The 19,866-nt window shown below is 75.1% G+C and carries 19 protein-coding genes; 13 read left to right on the top strand and 6 right to left on the bottom strand.

Annotation, left to right across the window (positions count from 1 at the left end; genetic code table 11):
* Positions 1–104: 104 nt before the first annotated feature.
* The 3 genes from HCK00_RS05650 (at position 105) to HCK00_RS05640 (ending at position 2,054) form a co-directional block, all read left to right on the top strand.
* Positions 105–893: an SDR family NAD(P)-dependent oxidoreductase gene (locus HCK00_RS05650; RefSeq protein WP_168100615.1), complete on the top strand. Its 789-nt coding sequence runs from the start codon at positions 105–107 to the stop codon at positions 891–893.
* Positions 890–1,636 carry an SDR family NAD(P)-dependent oxidoreductase gene (locus HCK00_RS05645; protein ID WP_168100614.1) on the top strand — a complete coding sequence of 249 codons (747 nt, stop codon included), beginning with the start codon at positions 890–892 and terminating at the stop codon, positions 1,634–1,636. The genes HCK00_RS05650 and HCK00_RS05645 overlap by 4 nt, the downstream gene beginning before the upstream one ends.
* Positions 1,637–1,709: 73 nt before the next feature.
* Positions 1,710–2,054 (top strand): hypothetical protein, encoded by a 345-nt coding sequence (locus HCK00_RS05640; protein WP_168100613.1) that lies wholly within the window; start codon positions 1,710–1,712, stop codon positions 2,052–2,054.
* Between the two features lie 315 nt (positions 2,055–2,369).
* Here HCK00_RS05640 and HCK00_RS05635 read toward each other — a convergent pair whose 3' ends face one another.
* Positions 2,370–2,948: a TetR/AcrR family transcriptional regulator gene (locus tag HCK00_RS05635; RefSeq protein WP_240965301.1), complete on the bottom strand. Its 579-nt coding sequence runs from the start codon at positions 2,946–2,948 to the stop codon at positions 2,370–2,372.
* A gap of 229 nt (positions 2,949–3,177) precedes the next feature.
* Between HCK00_RS05635 and HCK00_RS05630 the strand changes: the two genes are divergently transcribed.
* Positions 3,178–4,116, top strand: a complete 939-nt coding sequence (locus HCK00_RS05630) for a DMT family transporter (protein WP_168100611.1) — start codon at positions 3,178–3,180, stop codon at positions 4,114–4,116.
* Positions 4,117–4,373: 257 nt separating this feature from the next.
* On the opposite strand, the gene HCK00_RS05625 is transcribed toward HCK00_RS05630, so the two are convergent.
* A complete protein-coding gene (locus tag HCK00_RS05625; protein WP_168100610.1) occupies positions 4,374–4,529 on the bottom strand; it encodes a hypothetical protein in 156 nt (51 codons plus the stop codon).
* A gap of 402 nt (positions 4,530–4,931) precedes the next feature.
* The gene (gene phoU / locus HCK00_RS05620) at positions 4,932–5,636 is read right to left on the bottom strand and encodes a phosphate signaling complex protein PhoU (protein WP_168100609.1); all 705 of its coding nucleotides are present in this window, start codon (positions 5,634–5,636) and stop codon (positions 4,932–4,934) included.
* Positions 5,637–6,027: 391 nt separating this feature from the next.
* On the opposite strand from phoU, the gene HCK00_RS05615 reads away from it, so the two are divergent.
* Both HCK00_RS05615 and phoP read left to right on the top strand, forming a co-directional pair.
* Positions 6,028–7,557 carry a sensor histidine kinase gene (locus tag HCK00_RS05615; protein ID WP_168100608.1) on the top strand — a complete coding sequence of 510 codons (1,530 nt, stop codon included), beginning with the start codon at positions 6,028–6,030 and terminating at the stop codon, positions 7,555–7,557.
* Between the two features lie 214 nt (positions 7,558–7,771).
* Positions 7,772–8,443, top strand: coding sequence for a two-component system response regulator PhoP (gene phoP, locus HCK00_RS05610; RefSeq protein WP_019711282.1), 672 nt, complete (start codon positions 7,772–7,774; stop codon positions 8,441–8,443).
* A gap of 360 nt (positions 8,444–8,803) precedes the next feature.
* Here the strand turns inward: phoP and HCK00_RS05605 are convergent, their stop codons facing one another.
* Positions 8,804–9,496, bottom strand: coding sequence for a DUF461 domain-containing protein (locus HCK00_RS05605; protein WP_168100607.1), 693 nt, complete (start codon positions 9,494–9,496; stop codon positions 8,804–8,806).
* A 606-nt stretch (positions 9,497–10,102) separates the two neighbouring features.
* Here HCK00_RS05605 and HCK00_RS05600 point away from each other — a divergent pair.
* The 7 genes from HCK00_RS05600 to HCK00_RS05570 all read left to right on the top strand — a co-directional run bounded on the left by HCK00_RS05600 (position 10,103) and on the right by HCK00_RS05570 (position 18,154).
* Positions 10,103–10,585, top strand: a complete 483-nt coding sequence (locus tag HCK00_RS05600) for a CarD family transcriptional regulator (protein ID WP_003953493.1) — start codon at positions 10,103–10,105, stop codon at positions 10,583–10,585.
* Between the two features lie 332 nt (positions 10,586–10,917).
* A complete protein-coding gene (gene ispD / locus HCK00_RS05595; RefSeq protein ID WP_168100606.1) occupies positions 10,918–11,769 on the top strand; it encodes a 2-C-methyl-D-erythritol 4-phosphate cytidylyltransferase in 852 nt (283 codons plus the stop codon).
* A complete protein-coding gene (gene ispF / locus HCK00_RS05590; protein WP_168100605.1) occupies positions 11,759–12,343 on the top strand; it encodes a 2-C-methyl-D-erythritol 2,4-cyclodiphosphate synthase in 585 nt (194 codons plus the stop codon). The genes ispD and ispF overlap by 11 nt, the downstream gene beginning before the upstream one ends.
* Before the next feature lie 296 nt (positions 12,344–12,639).
* Positions 12,640–13,044, top strand: a complete 405-nt coding sequence (locus tag HCK00_RS05585; RefSeq protein ID WP_168100604.1) for a PPOX class F420-dependent oxidoreductase — start codon at positions 12,640–12,642, stop codon at positions 13,042–13,044.
* Between the two features lie 205 nt (positions 13,045–13,249).
* A complete protein-coding gene (gene cysS, locus HCK00_RS05580) occupies positions 13,250–14,662 on the top strand; it encodes a cysteine--tRNA ligase (RefSeq protein ID WP_168100603.1) in 1,413 nt (470 codons plus the stop codon).
* 292 nt (positions 14,663–14,954) lie between these two features.
* Positions 14,955–15,914, top strand: coding sequence for a 23S rRNA (guanosine(2251)-2'-O)-methyltransferase RlmB (gene rlmB, locus HCK00_RS05575; RefSeq protein WP_168100602.1), 960 nt, complete (start codon positions 14,955–14,957; stop codon positions 15,912–15,914).
* A gap of 113 nt (positions 15,915–16,027) precedes the next feature.
* Positions 16,028–18,154 carry a DoxX family protein gene (locus tag HCK00_RS05570; RefSeq protein WP_311765160.1) on the top strand — a complete coding sequence of 709 codons (2,127 nt, stop codon included), beginning with the start codon at positions 16,028–16,030 and terminating at the stop codon, positions 18,152–18,154.
* Positions 18,155–18,459: 305 nt separating this feature from the next.
* Here the strand turns inward: HCK00_RS05570 and HCK00_RS05565 are convergent, their stop codons facing one another.
* The gene (locus tag HCK00_RS05565; RefSeq protein WP_168100601.1) at positions 18,460–19,203 is read right to left on the bottom strand and encodes a nucleotidyltransferase family protein; all 744 of its coding nucleotides are present in this window, start codon (positions 19,201–19,203) and stop codon (positions 18,460–18,462) included.
* Between the two features lie 77 nt (positions 19,204–19,280).
* On the bottom strand, positions 19,281–19,694 hold the full coding sequence (locus HCK00_RS05560) for a hypothetical protein (RefSeq protein WP_168100600.1): 414 nt from the start codon (positions 19,692–19,694) through the stop codon (positions 19,281–19,283).
* Positions 19,695–19,866: the final 172 nt, after the last annotated feature.

Raw genomic sequence — 19,866 nt, 5'->3', positions numbered from 1 at the left:
CGGCCCGCCCCCGGCCGGCGCGGACCTCGGACACCGGCCGGAGCCCCGGCGGCCGGGGATCCCGTCGCCGAGGACCCGGTCACCGAAACAGGAAGGTTCATCTCATGACGGAACAGGCACGCAACGGCGGCCCGGAGTCCGCCGTCGCGGTCGTCACCGGAGCGGCCAGCGGAATCGGCCGCGCGACCGCGGTCGGGTACGCCCGCGAGGGCACCCGGGTGGTGATCGGCACCTACCCCGGCGACCCGCACGACCCGGGCGAGACCCTCCGCCTGGTGGAGGCCGCCGGGGGCAGCGGCGTGGTCGCCGAGGTCGACGTACGCGACAGCCGGCAGGTCGACGACCTGGCCCAGGCCGCGCTCGCCGCCTTCGGGCGGATGGACCGCGTGGTGGCGAACGCGGGCGTCCTGCGACGGGCCCCGCTGGCCGAACTGACCGACGAGGCGTGGGACGACATGCTCTCCGTCGACCTGACGGGGGTTCTGCGGACCTTCCGCTCCTGCGCCCCGCATCTGGGTGAGGGCGGCGCGATGGTCGCCGTCTCGTCCATCGCAGGCGGCGTCTACGGCTGGGAGGACCACGCGCACTACGCTGCGGCGAAGGCCGGGGTCCTCGGGCTGTGCCGCAGCCTGGCGGTGGAGCTGGCTCCGCGCGCCATCCGGGTCAACGCCGTGATCCCGGGTCTCGTCGAGACGCCCCAGTCCAGCGACCCGGTGAACTCGCTCGGGCCGGAAGGACTGGCCCGCGCGGGCGGTGACATCCCCCTGGGCCGGGTGGGGCGGGCCGAGGAGGTCGCTGACGTCATCCGGTTCCTCACCTCACCCCAGGCCGGATACGTCACCGGCCAGCAACTCGTCGTGGACGGCGGACTGACCGTGAGGATGCGCGCATGAGCCCGGTGGCGGACCTGAGCGGCCGGACGGCCCTGGTGACGGGTGGGGCCGGGGGCATCGGCCGGGCCATCGCCGAGGCGTACACCGCGGCCGGGGCACGGGTGGTGGTGCTCGACCGGGATCTCGCCGCGGCGGAACGCGCCGCGCGGGAGATCGGTGCCACCGGCGGCGTGGCGGCCGACGTCAGGGACGAGGACCTCGTCCGGGCGGCCGTCGCCGAGACCGAACGGCTGCTGGGCCGGATCGACATCCTGGTCAACTCCGCGGGCATCCTCAGCGAGAAACCGCTGGTGGAGATGGAGCTGCGGGAGTGGCAGCGGACCATCGACGTGGATCTGACCGGGGTGTTCCTCTTGTGCCGGCACGTGGTGCCCGGGATGGTGGCCCGCCGCTGGGGCCGCGTCGTCAACATCGCCTCGCAACTGGCGCTCAAGGGCGGCGCCTCGCTGACCCACTACAGCGCGGCCAAGGCCGGGGTCCTCGGCCTCACCAAGGCGCTGGCGCTGGAGGTGGCCCGGGACGGCGTGCTGGTCAACGCCATCGCCCCGGGGCCCATCGAGACGCCCATGGTCGACGGGATCTCCGAGGAGTGGAAGCGCGCCAAACGCGCGGAACTGCCGCTGGGGCGGTTCGGCAGGCCCGAGGAGGTCGCCCCGGCCGCGGTGCTGCTGGCCGGATCACCCGGGGGTGATCTCTTCGTCGGCCAGACCCTGGGGCCCAACTCCGGGGATGTGATGCCGTGAGGGGTGCTCTGAGCGTGCACGCCGGGGAAATCAGGGGAACCAGGCCGGCCGGGGAGGCCGGGAGGGAGGCGCCATGTGCGGCGCGTGCGGCAGGACGATCGCGACGGACGCCTGGTCGGACGTTCTCTCGACTGGCCGGGCCCGCTGGGAGGCGGCCCGGCTCGTCAACCTGATCCTCGAAGGCAGCGGTCATCCCGCCCGCGTGAACTGTGCCGCACGGTCATGGACGGTCCGTTCCGGGACGGGACGGACGGTGCTCGTGGACACGGTCGAGCGGATGTGGCAGGTCCTCCTGGAGCAGCGGGGGCCGCGGCTCGACGTTGCGGGTGTACTCGGCGGCAGGCCGGTGACCCCGGTGCTCGCCGCCGTCACGGCCGCGGCCCGGGCCGCGGGAGGCCCGGGGCCGTCGTCCGGGTAGCGCGCGTGGAGCGGCATCGCCGGCGTGCGGGGGCGTGGGGGCGTCGACGGGTGGGCCGGCGTGGCCCACCGTCGGTCCACCTGCCGTCTCACTCCCCGCCGGTGGGGCGCCGGTCCGCCCGGTGATGCCTGGGGGACGGGCCGGGCGGGGCCACGGGCGCGGTGTCGCTCGGGTGACAGGAGGGCAGGACGAGTGGGCTGGGACCGCCGTCGCCCGCCCGTCGCCGTCGTCGCCGCAACGGCCCGTCCGTAACGATCGTTCGCAGTGGCTCGTCCGCCGGAGCCCTTGATGGTCCCGGCTGTCGGCTGCGGTGCGTCAGCTCTCGTCCGTCCATGCGGTGATCAGGTCGCAGGCCCGTCTGCGGGCTTCCTCGAAGGGGGCGGGGAACACGTTCAGGCCGTGGGCCACCAGTGCGCCTTCGTGCAGGAGCATGAGGGCGCGGGCCAGGCGCTCGACTGACTCCGCGGGCCGGCCGGGGGCGAGCTCGCGGGCCAGGCCGGTGAAGAGGTCGAGCATCCACCGCTTCTGGCCGGTGATGACCGCGTGGGCGGGGTGGGCCGGATCGCTGATCTCGGCGTGGGCGTTGACCATGCTGCACCCCTTGGCGCCGTGCTCCGCCGACCAGTCGCGTGAGGCGTCGAAGACGGCCGGTACGCGGGCCGCCGGATCCGGCCCCGCCGTGCGGAGGTGGCGGCCGAGGAGGACGCGCCAGCCCTCGTCGCGGTCGGTGAGGTAGTCCACGACGATCCGCTCCTTGGAGCCGAAGCGGTCGTAGAGCGTCTTCTTGGTGACCCCGGCCTCCGCGGCGATGAGGTCCACGCCGACCGCGTGGATGCCGCGCTCGTAGAACAAGCGGCCGGCCGCGTCCAGGACCCGTAGCGCGGCGGGGGTCAGCCCCCTGCGGAGCGGGGTCGGCTCCGCGCCGTCCGCCCCGGGGGCGGTCCCGGCGGCCGTCCCGGTGTCCGGGGCCGCGGACGTGGTCACCGCCGCCCGCCTGCCCGCCCTGCCCGCCGCGCGCCTGTTCCTGCCCGTGTCCGCATTCCCGTGCCTGCTCACGCCTCCCAGTGTAGACCGATCTGTATAGTGCGATGAGTATACCGATCTGTCTACTGGGGAGGGTGGCGTGAAGTTCCTGCTCTCGGGTGCGTTCGTGCTCTGCTGGAGTTCCGGTTTCATCGGGGCGAAGCTCGGCGCGGGCAGCGCGCCGGCGGTCACCGTCCTGATGTGGCGTTTCCTGCCGCTGGCGGTGGTTCTGCTGGCGGTCGCCCTGGCCACCCGGGCCTCGTGGCGCGGTGTCCCGCCGTCCGCGCTGGGGCGGCAGTCCCTGATCGGGCTGCTGTCGCAGAGCGGTTATCTGCTGTCGGTCTACGTCGCGATCCAGCTCGGCGTCTCCAGCGGCACCACGGCGCTGATCGACGGCACCCAGCCCCTGGTCGTCGGCGCCCTGGCCGGGCCGCTGCTGCGCCAGTACGTGTCGGGACGGCAGTGGGTGGGGCTGCTGCTGGGCGTCACCGGGGTCGGCGTGGTCACGGCCGCCGACGCCGCGGCCCGCGCCGGAACGCACTGGTGGGCCTACCTCGTGCCGTTCCTGGGCATGTTGTCGCTGGTCGCGGCCACCTTCCTGGACCGGCGCTCCCGGACGCCGCTCGCTCCGCTGACGACCCTGAGCGTCCACTGCGCCACGAGCGCCCTCGTCTTCACCCTGCTCGCGCTGGGCACCGGGGCCGCGACGCCACCCGCCGACCCCGCGTTCTGGACCGCGGTGGCCTGGCTCGTCGTCCTCTCCACTTTCGGCGGCTACGGCCTGTACTGGCTGATCCTGCGGCGTTCCGGAGTCACGAAGGTCAACACCCTCATGTTCCTGATGGCGCCGGTCACCGCGGTGTGGGGCGCCCTCATGTTCGACGAGCCTTTCGGCCCGCAGACCGCTCTGGGGCTGGCGATCGCCCTCCTGGCCGTCGCCGTCGTCCACCGCGCACCCGGCCGGGACGGCGGGCCGTCGGCTCCACCGCGCCCAGGGGAATCGCGCCGACGGCGGGACGCCGTACCGGACGGCGCGTGAACGACCGGACGGAGGGGCGGGCGCACGGGGGACGGGCGAATGGGCGGGACACGGGAAGAGGCCCGGGGCGGAGGGGAGGTGCGGAAGGCGGACGAACTGGAGCTTCTCGGCGTGGCGGGGTCCGCCGCCCCACCGGGTCCGCCACCCACCGTCCGCCACCCGCCGTCCGCGCCCTGCCGTCCGCGCCCTGCCGACTCGTGGATTCACCGGTCGGGGACCCACCGGGTCCGGGACGTCGCCGGGGGTACCGGCCGGGGTCAGCCGCAGCTGCCGCCGCACTGGCAGGAGCCGCCGCTCTGGCAGCCGCAGGAGCAGCCGGAGCCGCAGCCGCAGGCCCCCGGCACGGAGAGGGGCGTCCGGACGGTGCCCCGCGTGCCGGTGGCCGGTGTCGCGGTGGTCGGAGAAACGGTCATGAGTACCCTCCCTCGACGGCGCCGGGACTTCCCCCGGCGTCCTGTGGACCACTGGACACCTGTCCGAGCGGGCGCATCAACGGCGTGCGAGAGCACATCCGCCGGAGCCCGCGACCCGCGGCGCCGCCCCCGTTGACCCCGCGCGCTCCCGGGCAGCGCCCCGCCCGCCGCGCACGCCCCCGCCCCCGCCCGCCGCCCCCGGACCCCCGGCCACGTGACCGGGCACCACGAACAGCCGGCCCGGGAGCGTCAGCCGTCAGCCGTCAGCCGTCACCGGAACGGATCCGGCCCCGGTCCGGCCCCGGCGCCCTCGTCCGGGGCGGGCGTGCCGCGCCCGGGCACCCGCCCCGCACGCCCAGCGACCCCGTTCGGCCGCGTGACGCGACCGGTCCCGCGCCCCGCTCAGACCCCTTCCGCGGCCCCCGCACCGGTCGCCGTCCCCGTCGCCGTGCCCGAGGCGAGCGCGTCCGCATGCTCGCCCGTGACCAGGTAGACCACCCGCTTCGCCACCGACACCGCGTGGTCGGCGAAGCGCTCGTAGTAGCGGCCGAGCAGCGTCACGTCGACGGCCGTCTCGATGCCGTGCCGCCAGCGGTCGTCCATCAGGTGCTGGAAGAGGCTGCGGTGGTACAGGTCCATCGCGTCGTCGTCCTGCTCCAGCTGGAGCGCCAGGTCCACGTCCTTGGTGATGATCACCTCGGCGGCCTTGGCCATCAGCCGCTGCGCGAGCTGGCCCATCTCCAGCACCGTCGAGTGCAGGTCGCGCGGTACGGCGGTGGCCGGGAAGCGGAGCCTGGCCAGCTTGGCCACGTGCTCCGCCAGATCGCCCGCGCGTTCGAGGTCGGCGCTCATCCGCAGGCTGGTGACGACGATCCGCAGGTCGGTGGCGACGGGCTGCTGACGGGCGAGCAGGGTGATCGCCCGCGCCTCCAGCTCGTGCTGCACGGTGTCCACCTTCTCGTCCGCGGCGATCACGCTCTCCGCGAGCTTGAGGTCGGCGTCGAGGATGGCCGTCGTCGCCCGGCCGATCGCGGAGCCGGCGAGCCGGGCCATCTCCACCAGGTCGTCACCTATCGAGTCCAGCTCCTCGTGGTATGCGTCCCGCATCGCACTGTCCTTTCTGGAGATCCCGCGCCCGGTCCGGCGCCGGCGGGGGCTGTGCCCCCACGGTGCCACGCTGCGGTGCCCGTGCGTCGCCTTCCGGCATCCGGGGTGAACCCGCGCGGACGCCGGGGTGAACTCTCGGCAACGGGACGCGACGGCACGCCCCCGGACAAGGCCGGCCGCACCACCGCCACCCGGGTGGCGCAAGGGAGAAGTGAGGCCACGGTGACGGCGCGCGACGACGTCCGGGCGCCGCCCGGCAGTGCCGTGGCGCCCTTGGCCTGCCCGCGGGAATGAACCACCGCCGACCTGCTGGTGAACTCTCGGCGACGAGTGACGGAGGCCGCCCCCGGACGGCTGTGGAGGTGGCTTTCGACCCGCTTAATCTGGACTCATGGACGTGAACGCGGCAGTCGCCGCCACGGCGGCGATCGCCGGGGTGTGCACCGGTGTGATCGCCATGCTCGCGTTCCGCTGGAGCGAGCGGGAGCAGGCCAGGCCGACCCGGAGTTCCCTGCACACCGAGGCGGTGCTGCCACCGGGCGTGGACACCGTCCTGTCCGTGCTCCGCTCCTCCGCCGTCGTCCTGGACGAGGGGGACAGCGTGGTGAAGGCCAGCTCGGCCGCCTACGCCCTCGGGCTGGTGCGGGGCGGCAAGCTCGCCGTGGAGCCCATGCTCCAGATGGCCCGGGACACCCGCCGGGACGGTGAGATACGCCAGGTGGAGCTGGACCTCCCGCGCCGCGGCACAGGGCGCGGCGAGACGCTCGCCGTCTCCGCCCGGGTGGCGCCGCTCGGCTCCCGCCTGGTGCTGCTGCTGGTGGAGGATCTCACCGAGGCCCGCCGGATCGAGGCCGTCCGCCGGGACTTCGTGGCCAACGTCAGCCATGAGCTCAAGACCCCCGCCGGCGCGCTCTCCCTCCTCTCCGAGGCGGTCATGGACGCCGCGGAGGACCCCGAGGCCGTCACCCGCTTCGCCGGCCGGATGCAGAACGAGGCCACCCGCCTCACCAACCTCGTCCAGGAGCTGATCGACCTCTCCCGGGTGCAGAACGACGACCCGCTGGAGGACGCCGAGCCCGTCCGCGTGGACGAACTGGTCGCCGAGGCCGTCGACCGCTGCCGCCACCAGGCCGGAACCAAGCAGATCACCATCGCCTCCGGCGGCACGGCGCACCTCGCCATCTGGGGCAACCGGGGCCAGCTCGCCGCGGCGCTGGGCAACCTCGTGGAGAACGCCGTCAACTACAGCCCGGCGCACACGCGGGTCGGCATCGCCGCCCGGCGGGTCGCCGCGTCCGGCGGGGACCTGATCGAGATCGCCGTCACCGACCAGGGCATCGGCATCTCCGAGAAGGACCGGGAACGCATCTTCGAACGGTTCTACCGGGTGGACCCGGCGCGTTCCCGCGCCACCGGCGGCACCGGCCTCGGTCTCGCCATCGTCAAGCATGTGGCCGCCTCGCACAGCGGGGAGGTCACCGTCTGGAGCGCCGAGGGGGCGGGGTCCACCTTCACCCTGCGGCTCCCCGAGGCCGGCCGCGGCAGGAGCCGTTCGTCCACCGGCGCTTCCCGTACCTCGCGCGGCCCGCAGTCCCCGCAGTCCCCGCAGTCCCCGCAGCCCCCGCAGTCCACACAGTCCACACAGTCCTCGAAGTCTCCGCAGTCCCCACAGCCCACGCCGGCCACGGGGCCGCCGGAGGACGAGCCCTCGCCCGACGGCAGGGACGGCGGCGCCGGTCGGGGCAGCCAGGGCAGCCAGGACGGTGCGGAGAGGCCGGACCCCGGTGGCACCGGCCCGGTCTCCGGCCCCGGCCCGAACCGCGACCCGGCCGGCACCGGCGCCGACCCGGACCCCGACCCGGACGCCTCGTTCCGCCCCTTCGACCGCACCCCGCTCCCCGCCCCGGGGCGGAGCACATGACCGGCCGGGCCACGGCCGGAACCGGCGGATCGCCGTCGGCCGCCCGCGCAGCCCGCACCACCGCGCTCCCCGGGAGCGCGGCCCACCCACGGACCTCCGCGACCGGCGGAGGTGCCTCCCAGCAGGACCCCGCACGACCCCGCAGGACCCAGCAGCGGAGAGGCGCCGCCGCGCGCCACTCGCAGAACAGACCGGAGGTCCCTTCGTGACCCGAGTGCTCGTCGTCGAGGACGAGGAATCGTTCAGCGACGCACTGTCCTACATGCTCCGCAAGGAGGGCTTCGAGGTCGCCGTGGCGGCCACCGGGCCGGACGGGCTGGACGAGTTCGAACGCAACGGCGCCGATCTGGTGCTGCTCGACCTCATGCTGCCCGGGTTGCCCGGAACCGAGGTCTGCCGCCAGCTCCGCGGCCGCTCCAACGTCCCGGTGATCATGGTGACCGCCAAGGACAGCGAGATCGACAAGGTGGTCGGGCTGGAGATAGGAGCCGACGACTACGTCACCAAGCCCTTCTCCTCCCGGGAGCTCGTCGCCCGCATCCGCGCGGTGCTGCGCCGCCGCGGGGAGCCGGAAGAGGTGGTTCCGGCGGCCCTGGAGGCAGGTCCGGTGCGGATGGACGTCGACCGCCACGTGGTCACCGTCTCCGGCGCCAAGGTCGACCTGCCGCTCAAGGAGTTCGACCTGCTGGAGATGTTGCTGCGGAACGCGGGCCGGGTGCTCACCCGGATGCAGCTCATCGACCGCGTCTGGGGCGCGGACTACGTGGGGGACACCAAGACCCTCGACGTGCACGTCAAGCGCCTGCGCGCCAAGATCGAGCCGGACCCGGGCGCTCCGCGCTACCTGGTGACCGTCCGGGGGCTCGGCTACAAGTTCGAGCCGTGATGCGCGGGCCCCGGGCGGGCGGAGGCCGCCCGGCGCGCCCCGCGCGGCCCGGCTCGCCCGGAGAGCGCTGACAACGCCGTGGGGCCCGTCCCCGATCCGATGCGATCGGGGACGGGCCCCACGGCGTTTCCGTTCACCGTCCGGCGACTCGCGGCCTGTCGGCCGCCCGGCCGTGCCTCGCCCCTTGACGCCGCCCCGGCGGCCCCGGAGCCCGGGAAACGGCAGGCAGCCGGACCGCCCGCCCGCCGGACCGCCGGAAGCGGCAGGACGACGGAAGCGGCGGGCGCGGCCCGGGAGCCCGCTCGGCGGGACCGCTGCGCGCCGCGGTCCCGCGGGGCGGGAGGCCCCCGGCGGCGGCGGTCAGTGGCCCTCGTGCTCGCTGTCCGCGGAGTCCGCGGAGTCCGCAGTGCCCCCGGTGTCCCCGGCGTCACCGTTCGCGGCGCCTTCACCGGCGCCGGCGGACTCGCTCCCACCCGCCGACGCGGAGGGGCTCGCCGACCCGGAGGGCGTGCCGCTCGGCGAGCCGCCCGGAGAGCCCGAGGGGGTCGGCAGCGAGCTGGGCCCGAAGCGCTCGAAGTAGTGCTGCGCCGGCATGACCAGTGCGTCGACCCGTACCTCGCCGACGCTGCTGAGGGTGAAGACGACCGGGGCGACGCCGCCCTCCCCGGCCTTGGGGCTCTCCAGCACCGCGGAGGCGTTGCCCTCGCCGCCGAAGATCACGTAGCCCCCGGCGGGGATCTTCACCGGGCCCGAGCCCTTGGCGGGCGACAGTTCGGCCGTGCCGCCCTCGGCGAGCTCGACCGACTCCAGCGTCTGGGCCTTGCCGCCGTTGTTGAAGATCTTGGCCGAGACGACGGCCGGCCCCTCGGTGCCCTTGGGCTGGGTGATCACATTGACGTTCTGGATCTTGATGTCGCCGACGGACGCGCTCGCGTTGTCGGGCCGCACCATCATCGTGGCGGCGTTGTTCCCCGCCCCGCAGGCGGCGACGGTGAGGAGCGAGAAGGTGACGGCGGTGGCGGCGAGGATGCCGCGTCGAAGGCTGCGGCTCACGGCGGCGGCTTCTCCTAGGACGAGCTCGTGCGGCCGGACGGCGATGCCCGGACGCGAACGGACTTGGGAGGCGGCCGGCGACCGCCCACGAGTGTGTCAGCGCGGCCAGGTTACCGATCCGCTTCTCCGCGCCCGCACCCGACCCGCCTCCCGCCCGGCACGGTGGCGGTGACGGGCCGGCCCTGGTCGTTCGCGCAATGACCGCGCGGTGACGGTCCCGGCGGATTTCGGCGGGGAATCCGCGTGTGACGTGGAATTCTCCGCGGGGCCACCGGGCAGCGGACTTCGCCGCTCTTCCGTTGATCAATTCCGAATCCGCCGGAGGCAAGTGCCGGGAGCTGAACGGAGTAGCGGAATCCTCCTCAGGGATTCCGGCATACCGGGACGTTCCGTCACTCACGCCGGTGCCGGGAAGGGTGCGACGGGAGTCTCCGGCCCCGGCCGGAGAGCCCTCCCGACCTGCGAATACCCGCTTCAGCGGGGTGCGCACAGCACGTCCCGGCCGCTGTTGTCAAGCCCCGAGATATGCCCTGACCTGCGGAAACGCCATTCAGAACGCTCCGTTCCCGTGTTACTCTGGATAGCCACGGAAGGGGTACCTGTCACATGACGTTCAAGGTTGGCGACACCGTGGTCTATCCCCATCACGGGGCCGCGCTGATCGAGGCCATCGAAACTCGCCAGATCAAAGGCGTGGACAAGACCTACTTGGTGCTGAAGGTCGCCCAGGGCGATCTGACGGTCCGCGTTCCGGCGGACAACGCGGAGTTCGTCGGCGTCCGCGACGTGGTCGGCCAGGACGGGCTGGACCGGGTCTTCGAGGTGCTGCGCGCACCCTACGCGGAGGAACCGACCAACTGGTCCCGGCGTTACAAGGCGAATCTGGAGAAGCTTGCTTCCGGCGATGTGATCAAGGTGGCCGAGGTCGTCCGCGACCTGTGGCGCCGTGAGCGCGAGCGCGGACTCTCCGCCGGTGAGAAGCGGATGCTGGCCAAGGCCCGGCAGATCCTGGTCAGCGAGCTGGCCCTGGCGGAGAACACCAACGAGGACAAGGCCGAGGCCCTGCTCGACGAGGTCCTCGCGTCCTGAGCCGGCCCGAGAGCTGATCCGGCCCGCCGGCCGCGGTGTGTCCGCGGCGCCGGGTGCGGGGGAACAGTGCGGAGCGGTAATGCCGTGGTGCCCGGGTGACGTACGTCCGTCGCCGGGCGCCGCGGCATGTTCGTGACGCCGTGGCCGTGCGCGGAAGTTCGCCGGAAGGGGACTCCTGGGCACGGCGGCGGCGCGTTCGGTCACCGTGGTGTGCCGGGCCCGGGCGCCACCTCGTCGACGGTTGTCACGGAAGGGACCGTCCGAGGCGTCGAGCCTGGCACGCTGTGGCCATACCCATGTCGGCCGAGGAAGCAAACCTGAACGCTTATCCGATGTCCTCTTCGTCAAGTTCGTCAAGTTCGTCAAGGCTGCCAAGCCCGTCACACCCGTCAAGTCCCTCAACTCCGTCGGGCCCCGCTCCCACCGGCCCCGCCGCCGGTGGGCCGGCGCCGCAGGCGCGGCGGACGGCCGCCGTCATCCCGGCGGCGGGCCGCGGTGTCCGGCTCGGCCCGGGCGCCCCCAAGGCGCTGCGGACCCTGGGCGGCATCCCGATGCTCGTGCACGCCGTACGGGCGATGGCCCGGGCCCGCGCCGTCTCCCTGGTCGTCGTGGTCGCGCCGCCCGACGGCGCCGCCGAGGTGCGCACGCTCCTCGACGACCACGCGCTGCCCGGCACCACCGAGGTGATCGTGGTGCCCGGCGGCGCCACCCGCCAGGAGTCCGTACGCCTGGGCCTGGCCGCGCTCCCCGTCGACGTCACCGACGTCCTGGTGCACGACGCGGCGCGCCCGCTGGTTCCCGCCGAGACGGTGGACGCCGTGGCGGCGGCCGTGCGGCAGGGCGCCCCGGCCGTCGTTCCCGCGCTGCCGCTCGCCGACACCGTCAAGGAGGTCGAGCCCCGCTCCGACGGCGGCCCGGAGGCCGTCCTCGGTACGCCGGAGCGGGCCCGGCTCCGCGCGGTGCAGACCCCGCAGGGGTTCGACCGCGAGACCCTGACCCGCGCGCACGAGAAGGTCGCGCTGGAAGGGGAGGGGGCCACGGACGACGCCGGCATGGTCGAGCGGCTCGGACTGCCCGTCGTGGCCGTGGCGGGCCACGAACAGGCGTTCAAGGTGACCCGTCCGCTGGACCTCGTCCTCGCCGAGGCCGTACTCGCCCGCAGGAGGGCCACCGATGGCTTCTGACGACACCGCGCCCGGCCCCGCCCCCGCGGCGGAACGCGCCGAACCCGCCGAACCCCCGGCAGCCGTCCCCCCGCCGTCCCCGCTGCCGCTGGTCGGGGTGGGCACCGATGTGCACGCCTTCGAGGAGGGCCGCGAACTGTGGTGCGCCGGCCTGCTCTGGACGGACGCGGGGGCCGGCCTGGCCGGTCACTCCGACGGTGACGTGGCCGCCCACGCCGCCTGCGACGCGCTCTTCTCCGCGGCCGGGATCGGCGACCTCGGCGCGCACTTCGGCACCGGCCGCCCCGAGTGGTCCGGCGCCTCCGGGGTGACGCTGCTGGCCGAGGCCGCCCGGCTGGTCCGCGCCGAGGGGTTCGCCATCGGCAATGTGGCCATCCAGGTCATCGGGGTCCGGCCGAAGATCGGCAAGCGGCGTGAGGAGGCACAGAAGGTGCTCTCCGCCGCCGTCGGCGCCCCCGTCTCGGTCTCCGGGACGACCACGGACGGACTCGGGCTGACCGGCCGCGCCGAAGGGCTGGCGGCGCTCGCGACGGCGCTGGTGGTCCCCACCGGCGCCGGGCGGCCGCCGGCGTGAGCGGCCGGCCGGCGCCGGAGGGCGGCCGGCCGTCGCCGTGAGGTCCGGCGCGCCGCCGGTTCGGGCCGCGCGTCCGCCGGGGTACGCGTCCGTCGGCGGGCCCGCCGTGTCCGCGGTCCCGCTCCCGGGACACCGCCGGACGGACGGCCCGCCGGGCCGACGACGTGTCCCCGGGCCGGGGCCGGGACAGGATCAACGGCGTGGGCGGCCCCGGGGGCGCGTCCGCGACTGCCGTCGCACCGCCCCCGCGCCGCCCGGACGCACGGTCCCCCGAGCTCCCGACGGAAGGAAACCCGGTGCCGGCCACACTCTCCGACGAACTCAAGAAGGTCTTCGACGCCCCGGTCTTCGCGACCGTGGGCACGGTCCAGCCCGACGGCGGCCCCCAGCTCTCCGTGGTCTGGGTGATGCGGGACGGCGACGACATCCTGCTCTCCACCACCGTCGGCCGCCGCAAGGAGAAGAACCTCACCCGCGACCCGCGGATCTCCGTGGTCGTCGTCCACCCCGAGGACCCGTACCTCTACGCCGAGGTGCGGGGGGAGGCCTCCCTCACCCGGGAGGGCGGCCAGGAACTGCTCGACGAGCTCTCGCTCAAGTACACCGGCAAGCGGTACGCCGAGTTCAACCCGAGGTCGGTCGAGGACGCGCCCCGCGTGGTCGTCCGCATCACCCCGCGCAAGGTCGTCGGCCGGATCTGAGCCGGCGCCCGCCACCCGCGCGCGCCGCCACCGGCCACCGCGCGCCGGCCGCCCGGTCCCTCCCGGGCGGCCGGAGGCGCCGCGGTGGGCCGCGGGGGCTCCGGGGCCCCGAGGGGTCCGCACGGCGGCCGGCGCCGGTGCGGGCGGGCTCTCGCGGCCCGCCGGATCCGGCCGGGGCGCCGGAAAAAGTCAGTACCCTTGGCGGGTGACTATTCGGCTGTACGACACCGGCGCCCGGCAGATCCGTGACTTCCTCCCGCTCCAGCCGGGGCGGGTCTCGATCTACCTGTGCGGCGCGACCGTACAGGCGCCCCCGCACATCGGGCACATCCGGTCGGGGCTCAACTTCGACATCATGCGCCGCTGGCTGGAGTACCGCGGCTTCCAGGTGACGTTCGTCCGCAACGTCACCGACATCGACGACAAGATCATCGCCAAGGCGGCGGACACCGGCGAGCCGTGGTGGGCCATCGGCTACCGCAACGAGTGCGCCTTCAACGCCGCGTACGACGCCCTGGGCTGCCTCCGTCCCACCTACGAGCCGCGGGCCACCGGCCACATCCCCGAGATGATCGAGATGATGCGCGGCCTGATCGAGCGGGGCCACGCCTACGCGGCGGACGGCAACGTCTATTTCGACGTCCGCAGCTTCGAGGGCTATCTCGCGCTCTCCAACCAGCGGCTGGACAACCTCCTCCAGCCCGCCGGCGAGGGGGAGACCGGCAAGCGCGACCCGCGGGACTTCGCCATGTGGAAGGCGGCCAAGCCGGGCGAGCCGAGCTGGGAGACGCCGTGGGGCCGCGGCCGGCCCGGCTGGCACCTGGAGTGCTCGGCCATGGCCCACAAGTACCTGGGTTCCGCCTTCGACATCCACGGCGGTGGCGTGGACCTCGTCTTCCCGCACCACGAGAACGAGATCGCGCAGGCCCGCGCCTACGGTGACGACTTCGCCGCGTTCTGGGCGCACAACGCCTGGGTGACGATGAGCGGCGAGAAGATGTCCAAGTCGCTGGGGAACTCGGTGCTCGTCTCCGAGATGGTCAAGCGGTGGCGGCCCGTCGTCCTCCGCTACTACCTCGCCACCCCGCACTACCGCTCGACCATCGAGTACGCCGAGGAGTCGCTGCGGGAGGCGGAGGCCGCCTTCGGCCGGATCGAGGGGTTCGTGCAGCGCGCCGTGGAGCTGGCCGGGCCGGTCGGGCCGGCCCCGGAGGTCCCCGCCGCGTTCGCCGAGGCGATGGACGACGACCTGGGCGTGCCGCAGGCCCTGGCGATCGTCCACACCACCGTCCGGCACGGCAACACCGCGCTGACGGACGGGGACAAGGACACGGTGGCCGCCCGGCTCGCCGAACTCCGGGCGATGCTGGGCGTCCTCGGCCTGGACCCGCTGGACGAGCAGTGGTCCCAGGCGGGCACCGGGGGCGCGGCCGAGTCGGCCGCCGATCTGCACGGCGTGGTGGACTCCCTGGTCCACCTGGTGCTGGAGCAGCGGCAGGCGGCCCGGGCGCGCAAGGACTACGCCACGGCGGACGCCATCCGGGACCGGCTCCAGGAGTCGGGCCTCACCATCGAGGACACCCCGTCCGGCCCGCGCTGGAACCTCGGCACCCGCTGACCCGGCCCGGGGCGCGCGCCGGGCACGGCTCCGGCGCGCGCCCCGGGGGTGCCGGCCCGCCGGTCCCGTTCCGGGACGGGCGGCCCGCCCGGCGGCGGGCACCGCGCGGGCTCTTGGCATCCTTGTCAGGGGGTCCCGCGTCCGTACACCCGTGCGGAACGGGCCGCCGTAGGCCGGCGGGCCGGTCCGCGGCCCCGCGCCCATCCGGCACGGACCAGGTCCGTGCCCGCAGACAGATCCGTATCCGAGCAGGCAGTTCGCCAGGACGGCCGAGGAAAGAAGCAGGGGAACCATGGCCGGCAACAGCCAGCGCAGGAACCGTCGTACCAGCAACAAGAAGGGCATGCAGGTCGGCAGCGGCGGCCAGCGGCGCAAGGGGCTGGAGGGCAAGGGCCCCACCCCGCCCGCGTCCGCCCGCAAGGGACACGCGAAGAACCGCCTCGCCAACGCCAAGGCCAAGCAGGCGGCACGCCGTCCCGCGCCCCGGCGCGGCGGGCCGAAGGGCCCCGCCGAGCTGGTCGTCGGCCGTAACTCGGTCACCGAGGCGCTGCGCGAGGGCGTGCCCGCCACCACCCTCTACGTCCAGCAGTACATCGACAGCGACGAGCGGGTCCGCGAGGCGATCCAGCTCGCCACCGAAAGCGGGATGCACCTCATGGAGGCCCCGCGCCCGGAGCTGGACAAGATGACCAACGGGCTCAACCACCAGGGGGTCGTCCTCCGGGTGCCGCCCTACGACTACGCGCACCCGGACGACCTGCTCGCCGCCGCCCAGGACGCGGGCGAGGACCCGCTCGTCGTCGTGCTCGACGGCATCACCGACCCGCGCAACCTCGGGGCCATCGTCCGTTCCGTGAACGCCTTCGGCGGGCACGGCGTCGTCGTCCCCGAGCGCCGCGCCGCCGGGATGAGCGCCGGGGCGTGGAAGACCTCGGCGGGTACCGCTGCGCGCACGCCGGTGGCGCGCGCCGCCAACATCACGCGGGTACTGGAGTCCTACCAGAAGGCCGGCCTGATGGTCGTCGGCCTGGCGGGGGACGGTGACACCGACCTCTCCGGCACCGACGTGCTCGACGGCCCGGTGGCCATCGTGATCGGCAGCGAGGGCAAGGGCCTCTCCCGGCTGGTCGGCGAGACCTGTGACCTGCGGGTCCGCATCCCGATGCCGGGCGGCGCCGAGTCCCTCAACGCGGGGGTCGCGGCCGGGGTCGTGCTCTACGAGGCGGCCCGCCTGCGCGCTGACCGTGGCTGACCACGGCTGACCACGGGCCCGGGCGGCCGGGGGACGCCGCCGGGCCAGCCCGGGCGTTCCGGCGCCCGGCGCCGCGGCAGTGTCTTTACCGGCCGTCACTCGGTTAGAGGAGTGTGGAGACCAGAACACACCGTCCTCCCGGGGGACAGCGCTCGCAGGGCTTCGACGACGAGCCCCCGTGGAGCACGGTGAAGGTGCCGTCCGACCCTGCCCAGATCTCCCTCAACCAGGCCAGTTTCCGGGTGCAGCTCGCCGCCGTGCCGGCCCGGCTGCGGATGCCGGCGCCGGCGCGCTTCACGCGCGTCGGCGCCGTCCCCGTCGCGGGCCGACGGGCGCCGGCGGGGTGGGCCGGCCGGCCGGCCGCCCCGGCCGCGGCCGCTCCGGGCCTGGCCCGAACCGCCGCGCTCCCTGTCCTCCCCGACGCCGGGCTCCCCGACCCGCCTCCCGCCGGCCTTCGCCTCCCGGGCCCGGGCGGGCCATTCCCCACCGGGCCGGGGGTACCTCCCAGCGCCCCGGGGGCACCCGCCGCCCGGCGCGCCCCGGGCGAACCCGCGCTCCCCGGCGCGGGCACGGGCCCGGCCGCCGCCGAAGGGAGCGGTGCGGGGAGCGGTGGCACCGCCCCGGACGACCTCACGTCGACCCAGCTCCTGCCCCGCGTCGGCCCCGACGGGGACGCCCGCCACCGATCCGCCGCCCCCGGCGCCGGGGGCCAGGGCCCCGGTGGTCCGGCGAGCCCGCTGCTGGGCGGTATCCGCCCGGTGCGCGGCGCCTACGACGATCACGACCCCGGCGACGACAGCTCCGCTTCCGCCTCCACCTCCGCCGGCAGCTACCCCTCCGACGGCACCTACAGCTCCCACAGCTCCCACTACGACGCGGACGGCACCCACGGCGGCGAGGCCCAGCCGCCGGGGCCGTACGGCCGTGGCCCCGCGGACGCCACCGCCCTGCTCCCGGCGGCCGTCGCCCACCCCGGCCGGGCCGGATACGCGCCGGACCCGCCGCACGGAGCCGGCGACCCGTACCGGGCGGACGACCCGTACGGCTCCCCGTTCCCGTACGCGGAGCCGGCCGGGACGACCGGGCCAGACGGTCCCGACGAGGACGAGGGTGAGGACGACGGCGCCGACGCGCGCCGGAGCGGGAAGCCGCGTGGGGCGCGCGCCGGTGCGGAGGGCGTCCGCCACGCCTACTACCCCGACCGCCGGATGAACCTGGGCGTCGTGCTGCTCCCGCTCCGCATCCTGCTGGGCTTCGCCGCCGTCTACGCGGGGATGGGCAAGCTCTGCGACCCGGTGTACTTCGACGGCACGGAGCGCGGCTCCCTGGTGCACTGGCTGCGTTCCCTCGAGCCCTCGGGCCTCGCGGCACCACTGCACGACTTCGCGCTGGCGCACCCGGTCGGCTCCGGGCTGACGGTGGCGTTCCTCCAGATCGTGGTGGGGGTGCTCACGGTCTGCGGCCTCTGGCAGCGGCTCGCCGCCGCCCTCGGGGTCCTGCTGTCGGCCGCGCTGCTGCTGACCGTGAGCTGGCGTGGCGCCGCCGGTTACGCCGTGCCGGACCTGCTGTACCTCGCCGCCTGGAGCCCGCTGGTCATCGCGGGCGCCCCGGTCTACTCGCTGGACGCGAGGCTGGTCGGCGAGGCGTGGCGGCGGCTGGGGCCGCGGGTGGAGGTCCGTGAGCTGCGGCGCCGGGTGCTGCGGCGCGGTTCGGTGATGGCCGCCGTGGTGGTGGGCGGCTCGCTGGTCACGGGCGCCGTGCTCGGCGGAGCCGTCCGCTCCACCGATCTGACGACCGTGCCCAGCCGCCCCGGGGAGACCCCGCGCAACCACCTGCCCGGCTCCCCGCTGCCCCGCGAGTCCACGGCGGACGACCCCTCCGTGGCGGACGGGGAGACGGATCCGGGACCGCGCGACGAGGAGGGCCCCGTCGATCCGTCGGCCGCGCCGTCCACCGGGGAGGCTCCGGACGCGGCACGGCGGAACGAGCCGGGCGGCACGGAGCCCTCGCGGGGGACGGCCCCGGGAAGCGGAACGGGCGGGCCCCGCCCGACGGCCGCCCCGGTGCCCCCGCCCAGCGGGTCGGGGCCCGCGGACGACGGCGACGGCGGAAGCGGCTGGGACGACGGCGCGGACGACGGCGGCTCCCCGGGCGGCGGCTCCGGCGGATCCGACGGCGGCTCGGGGGGCTCGGACGGTTCGTCGGGCGGCCGCGGGGCACTGGGCGGCCTGCTGGGCTGAGGCCGCCGGCCGCCGTGGCCGGCCCGCCGGGTGCGCGGGGCCGGCCACGGCGGCCGGGCGGCGCGGGAGGAGTGACCGGGGGTGCGAAGCCCGCGGCCGGATCCCCGGCGGGGCGGGCACCGGGGCCGGGACCGCGGCCGGAGCCCCGGTGGGGCGGTGCCCCGGATCCCCGGTGGGCCGGTGTCGCGGCGGCGTGGTCACATCACCGGAGACGTCACGGCGGGGACATGGCGCGCGGTGCGTGTCCGCGCGTCGTGCCGGGCACCCACGGGCGGACGGCGCCCGCCGGTGGGTGCCCGGCCGCGTCAGCCCTCCGGCGTGCTCGGGTCGGAACCGCGCAGACCGGCCAGCTCCTCGGCCGCCTTCGCCAGATCCTTCGCCGTGTCGATGGCACGCCAGTACGCCCCGAGCGGCAGCGGGTAACCGGCCAGCCGCCGGTCCCGCGCCAGCCGCGGAAAGGTGGTGCGTTCGTGATCGCCGCGGTCCGGCAGCAGCCCGGCGAACGAGGGGGAGAAGACGTACACCCCGGCGTTGACCGGGTAGGGCGACGGCGGGGCCTCGATGAAGTCCAGGACGTGGCCGAAGGCGTTGGTCTCCACCACGCCCCAGGGGATCCGGGGGCGGGCCAGCGCCAGGGTGGCCACGGCGTCCCGCTCCTGGTGGAAGGCGGCCATCTCGCGGAGGGAGAAGCGGGTCCAGACGTCCGAGTTGGTGGCGTACCACGGCCGGCCGGGGTGGGGGAGCGAGGCTGCCGCGAGTTTGAGCCCGCCGCCACGGCCGAGGGGCTCGTCCTCGACGACGGTCGTGATCCGCAGCGGCAGCCACTCACCGGCCTCCGCCAGCCAGCTCTGCAGGACCTCGGCGAGATGGCCGCAGGAGACGACCACGTCGGTGACGCCCTCGTCGGCGAGCCAGGCCAGTTGGTGGCCGATGATGGGTGTCCCGGTCCCCGGGATCTCCACCATCGGCTTGGGCCGGTCATCCGTGTACGGACGGAGCCGTGATCCCTGGCCACCGGCCAGGATCACGGCTTGGGTCGGGAAGGTCATGCGCCGCACCCTAACGGCGGGTTCAGGCGCGGGGACGGAAACCGGGGGAGTGCGGAGGGGCCGGACGGGCCGGAGGGTCAGCGCGCCTGTTCGGACACACCGGCCGCGAACGACGTGTCACAGACCGGCCGCGCGAACTTCTGCGCCTCCCGGGGGCCGTACTTGGCGACGGCGGCCCGGCCCAGGCTCCGGGCGAGGGACACGCAGTGCGCGGCCAGCGAGGGGCGGCGGTTGACCTCCTGCTGGAGGTGGGTGAGGGCCACCCCCGGATCCTCCTCGCGGAGTTCGGCGACGAGCCGCTCCCGCAGCACCTCGTGAGCGGCGCGTGGCACGGCCGCGGCGGAGGAATGGGCCGAGGAGGCGGCGAGCACGGGGTCCGTGTCGGGGTTCGACCAGGCGACGCGGCTGACCGCGAGGGTCCCGGAGAGGACCAGCACGACGGGGATGACGAGGGCGAGACTACGGCCGATACGGCGGGCTGCGGTGTTCACGCGGCGATGGTAGCGCTGGGTGAGGCGAATTGAGCAATCTGTCACCCTGCTGAGTGACGGCCCGCGCGCCGCGGGTTCGGTGGTTGACCGGCGCCCCGTGGCACGCGATCCGCCGTCCGGCGCCACGGGGACGGATGCGGGCGGGCGGCGGCGGCCGGGTGACGCGCGCCGG

The sequence above is a fragment of the Streptomyces zingiberis genome (genome assembly GCF_012034935.1).
Taxonomy (GTDB): Bacteria; Actinomycetota; Actinomycetes; order Streptomycetales; family Streptomycetaceae; genus Streptomyces; species Streptomyces zingiberis.
The sequence above is the reverse complement of the archived record's forward strand: the minus strand, read 5'-3'. Positions and strand labels throughout refer to the sequence as shown.

Coding starts and splice junctions, on each gene's coding strand:
- ispF (WP_168100605.1), top strand. CDS start 11,759: ATGGCTTCTGACGACACCGCGCCCGGCCCCGCCCCCGCGGCGGAACGC.
- rlmB (WP_168100602.1), top strand. CDS start 14,955: ATGGCCGGCAACAGCCAGCGCAGGAACCGTCGTACCAGCAACAAGAAG.
- ispD (WP_168100606.1), top strand. CDS start 10,918: ATGTCCTCTTCGTCAAGTTCGTCAAGTTCGTCAAGGCTGCCAAGCCCG.
- HCK00_RS05645 (WP_168100614.1), top strand. CDS start 890: ATGAGCCCGGTGGCGGACCTGAGCGGCCGGACGGCCCTGGTGACGGGT.
- HCK00_RS05640 (WP_168100613.1), top strand. CDS start 1,710: ATGTGCGGCGCGTGCGGCAGGACGATCGCGACGGACGCCTGGTCGGAC.
- HCK00_RS05650 (WP_168100615.1), top strand. CDS start 105: ATGACGGAACAGGCACGCAACGGCGGCCCGGAGTCCGCCGTCGCGGTC.
- HCK00_RS05615 (WP_168100608.1), top strand. CDS start 6,028: ATGGACGTGAACGCGGCAGTCGCCGCCACGGCGGCGATCGCCGGGGTG.
- HCK00_RS05600 (WP_003953493.1), top strand. CDS start 10,103: ATGACGTTCAAGGTTGGCGACACCGTGGTCTATCCCCATCACGGGGCC.
- phoU (WP_168100609.1), bottom strand. CDS start 5,636: ATGCGGGACGCATACCACGAGGAGCTGGACTCGATAGGTGACGACCTG.
- HCK00_RS05625 (WP_168100610.1), bottom strand. CDS start 4,529: ATGACCGTTTCTCCGACCACCGCGACACCGGCCACCGGCACGCGGGGC.
- HCK00_RS05565 (WP_168100601.1), bottom strand. CDS start 19,203: ATGACCTTCCCGACCCAAGCCGTGATCCTGGCCGGTGGCCAGGGATCA.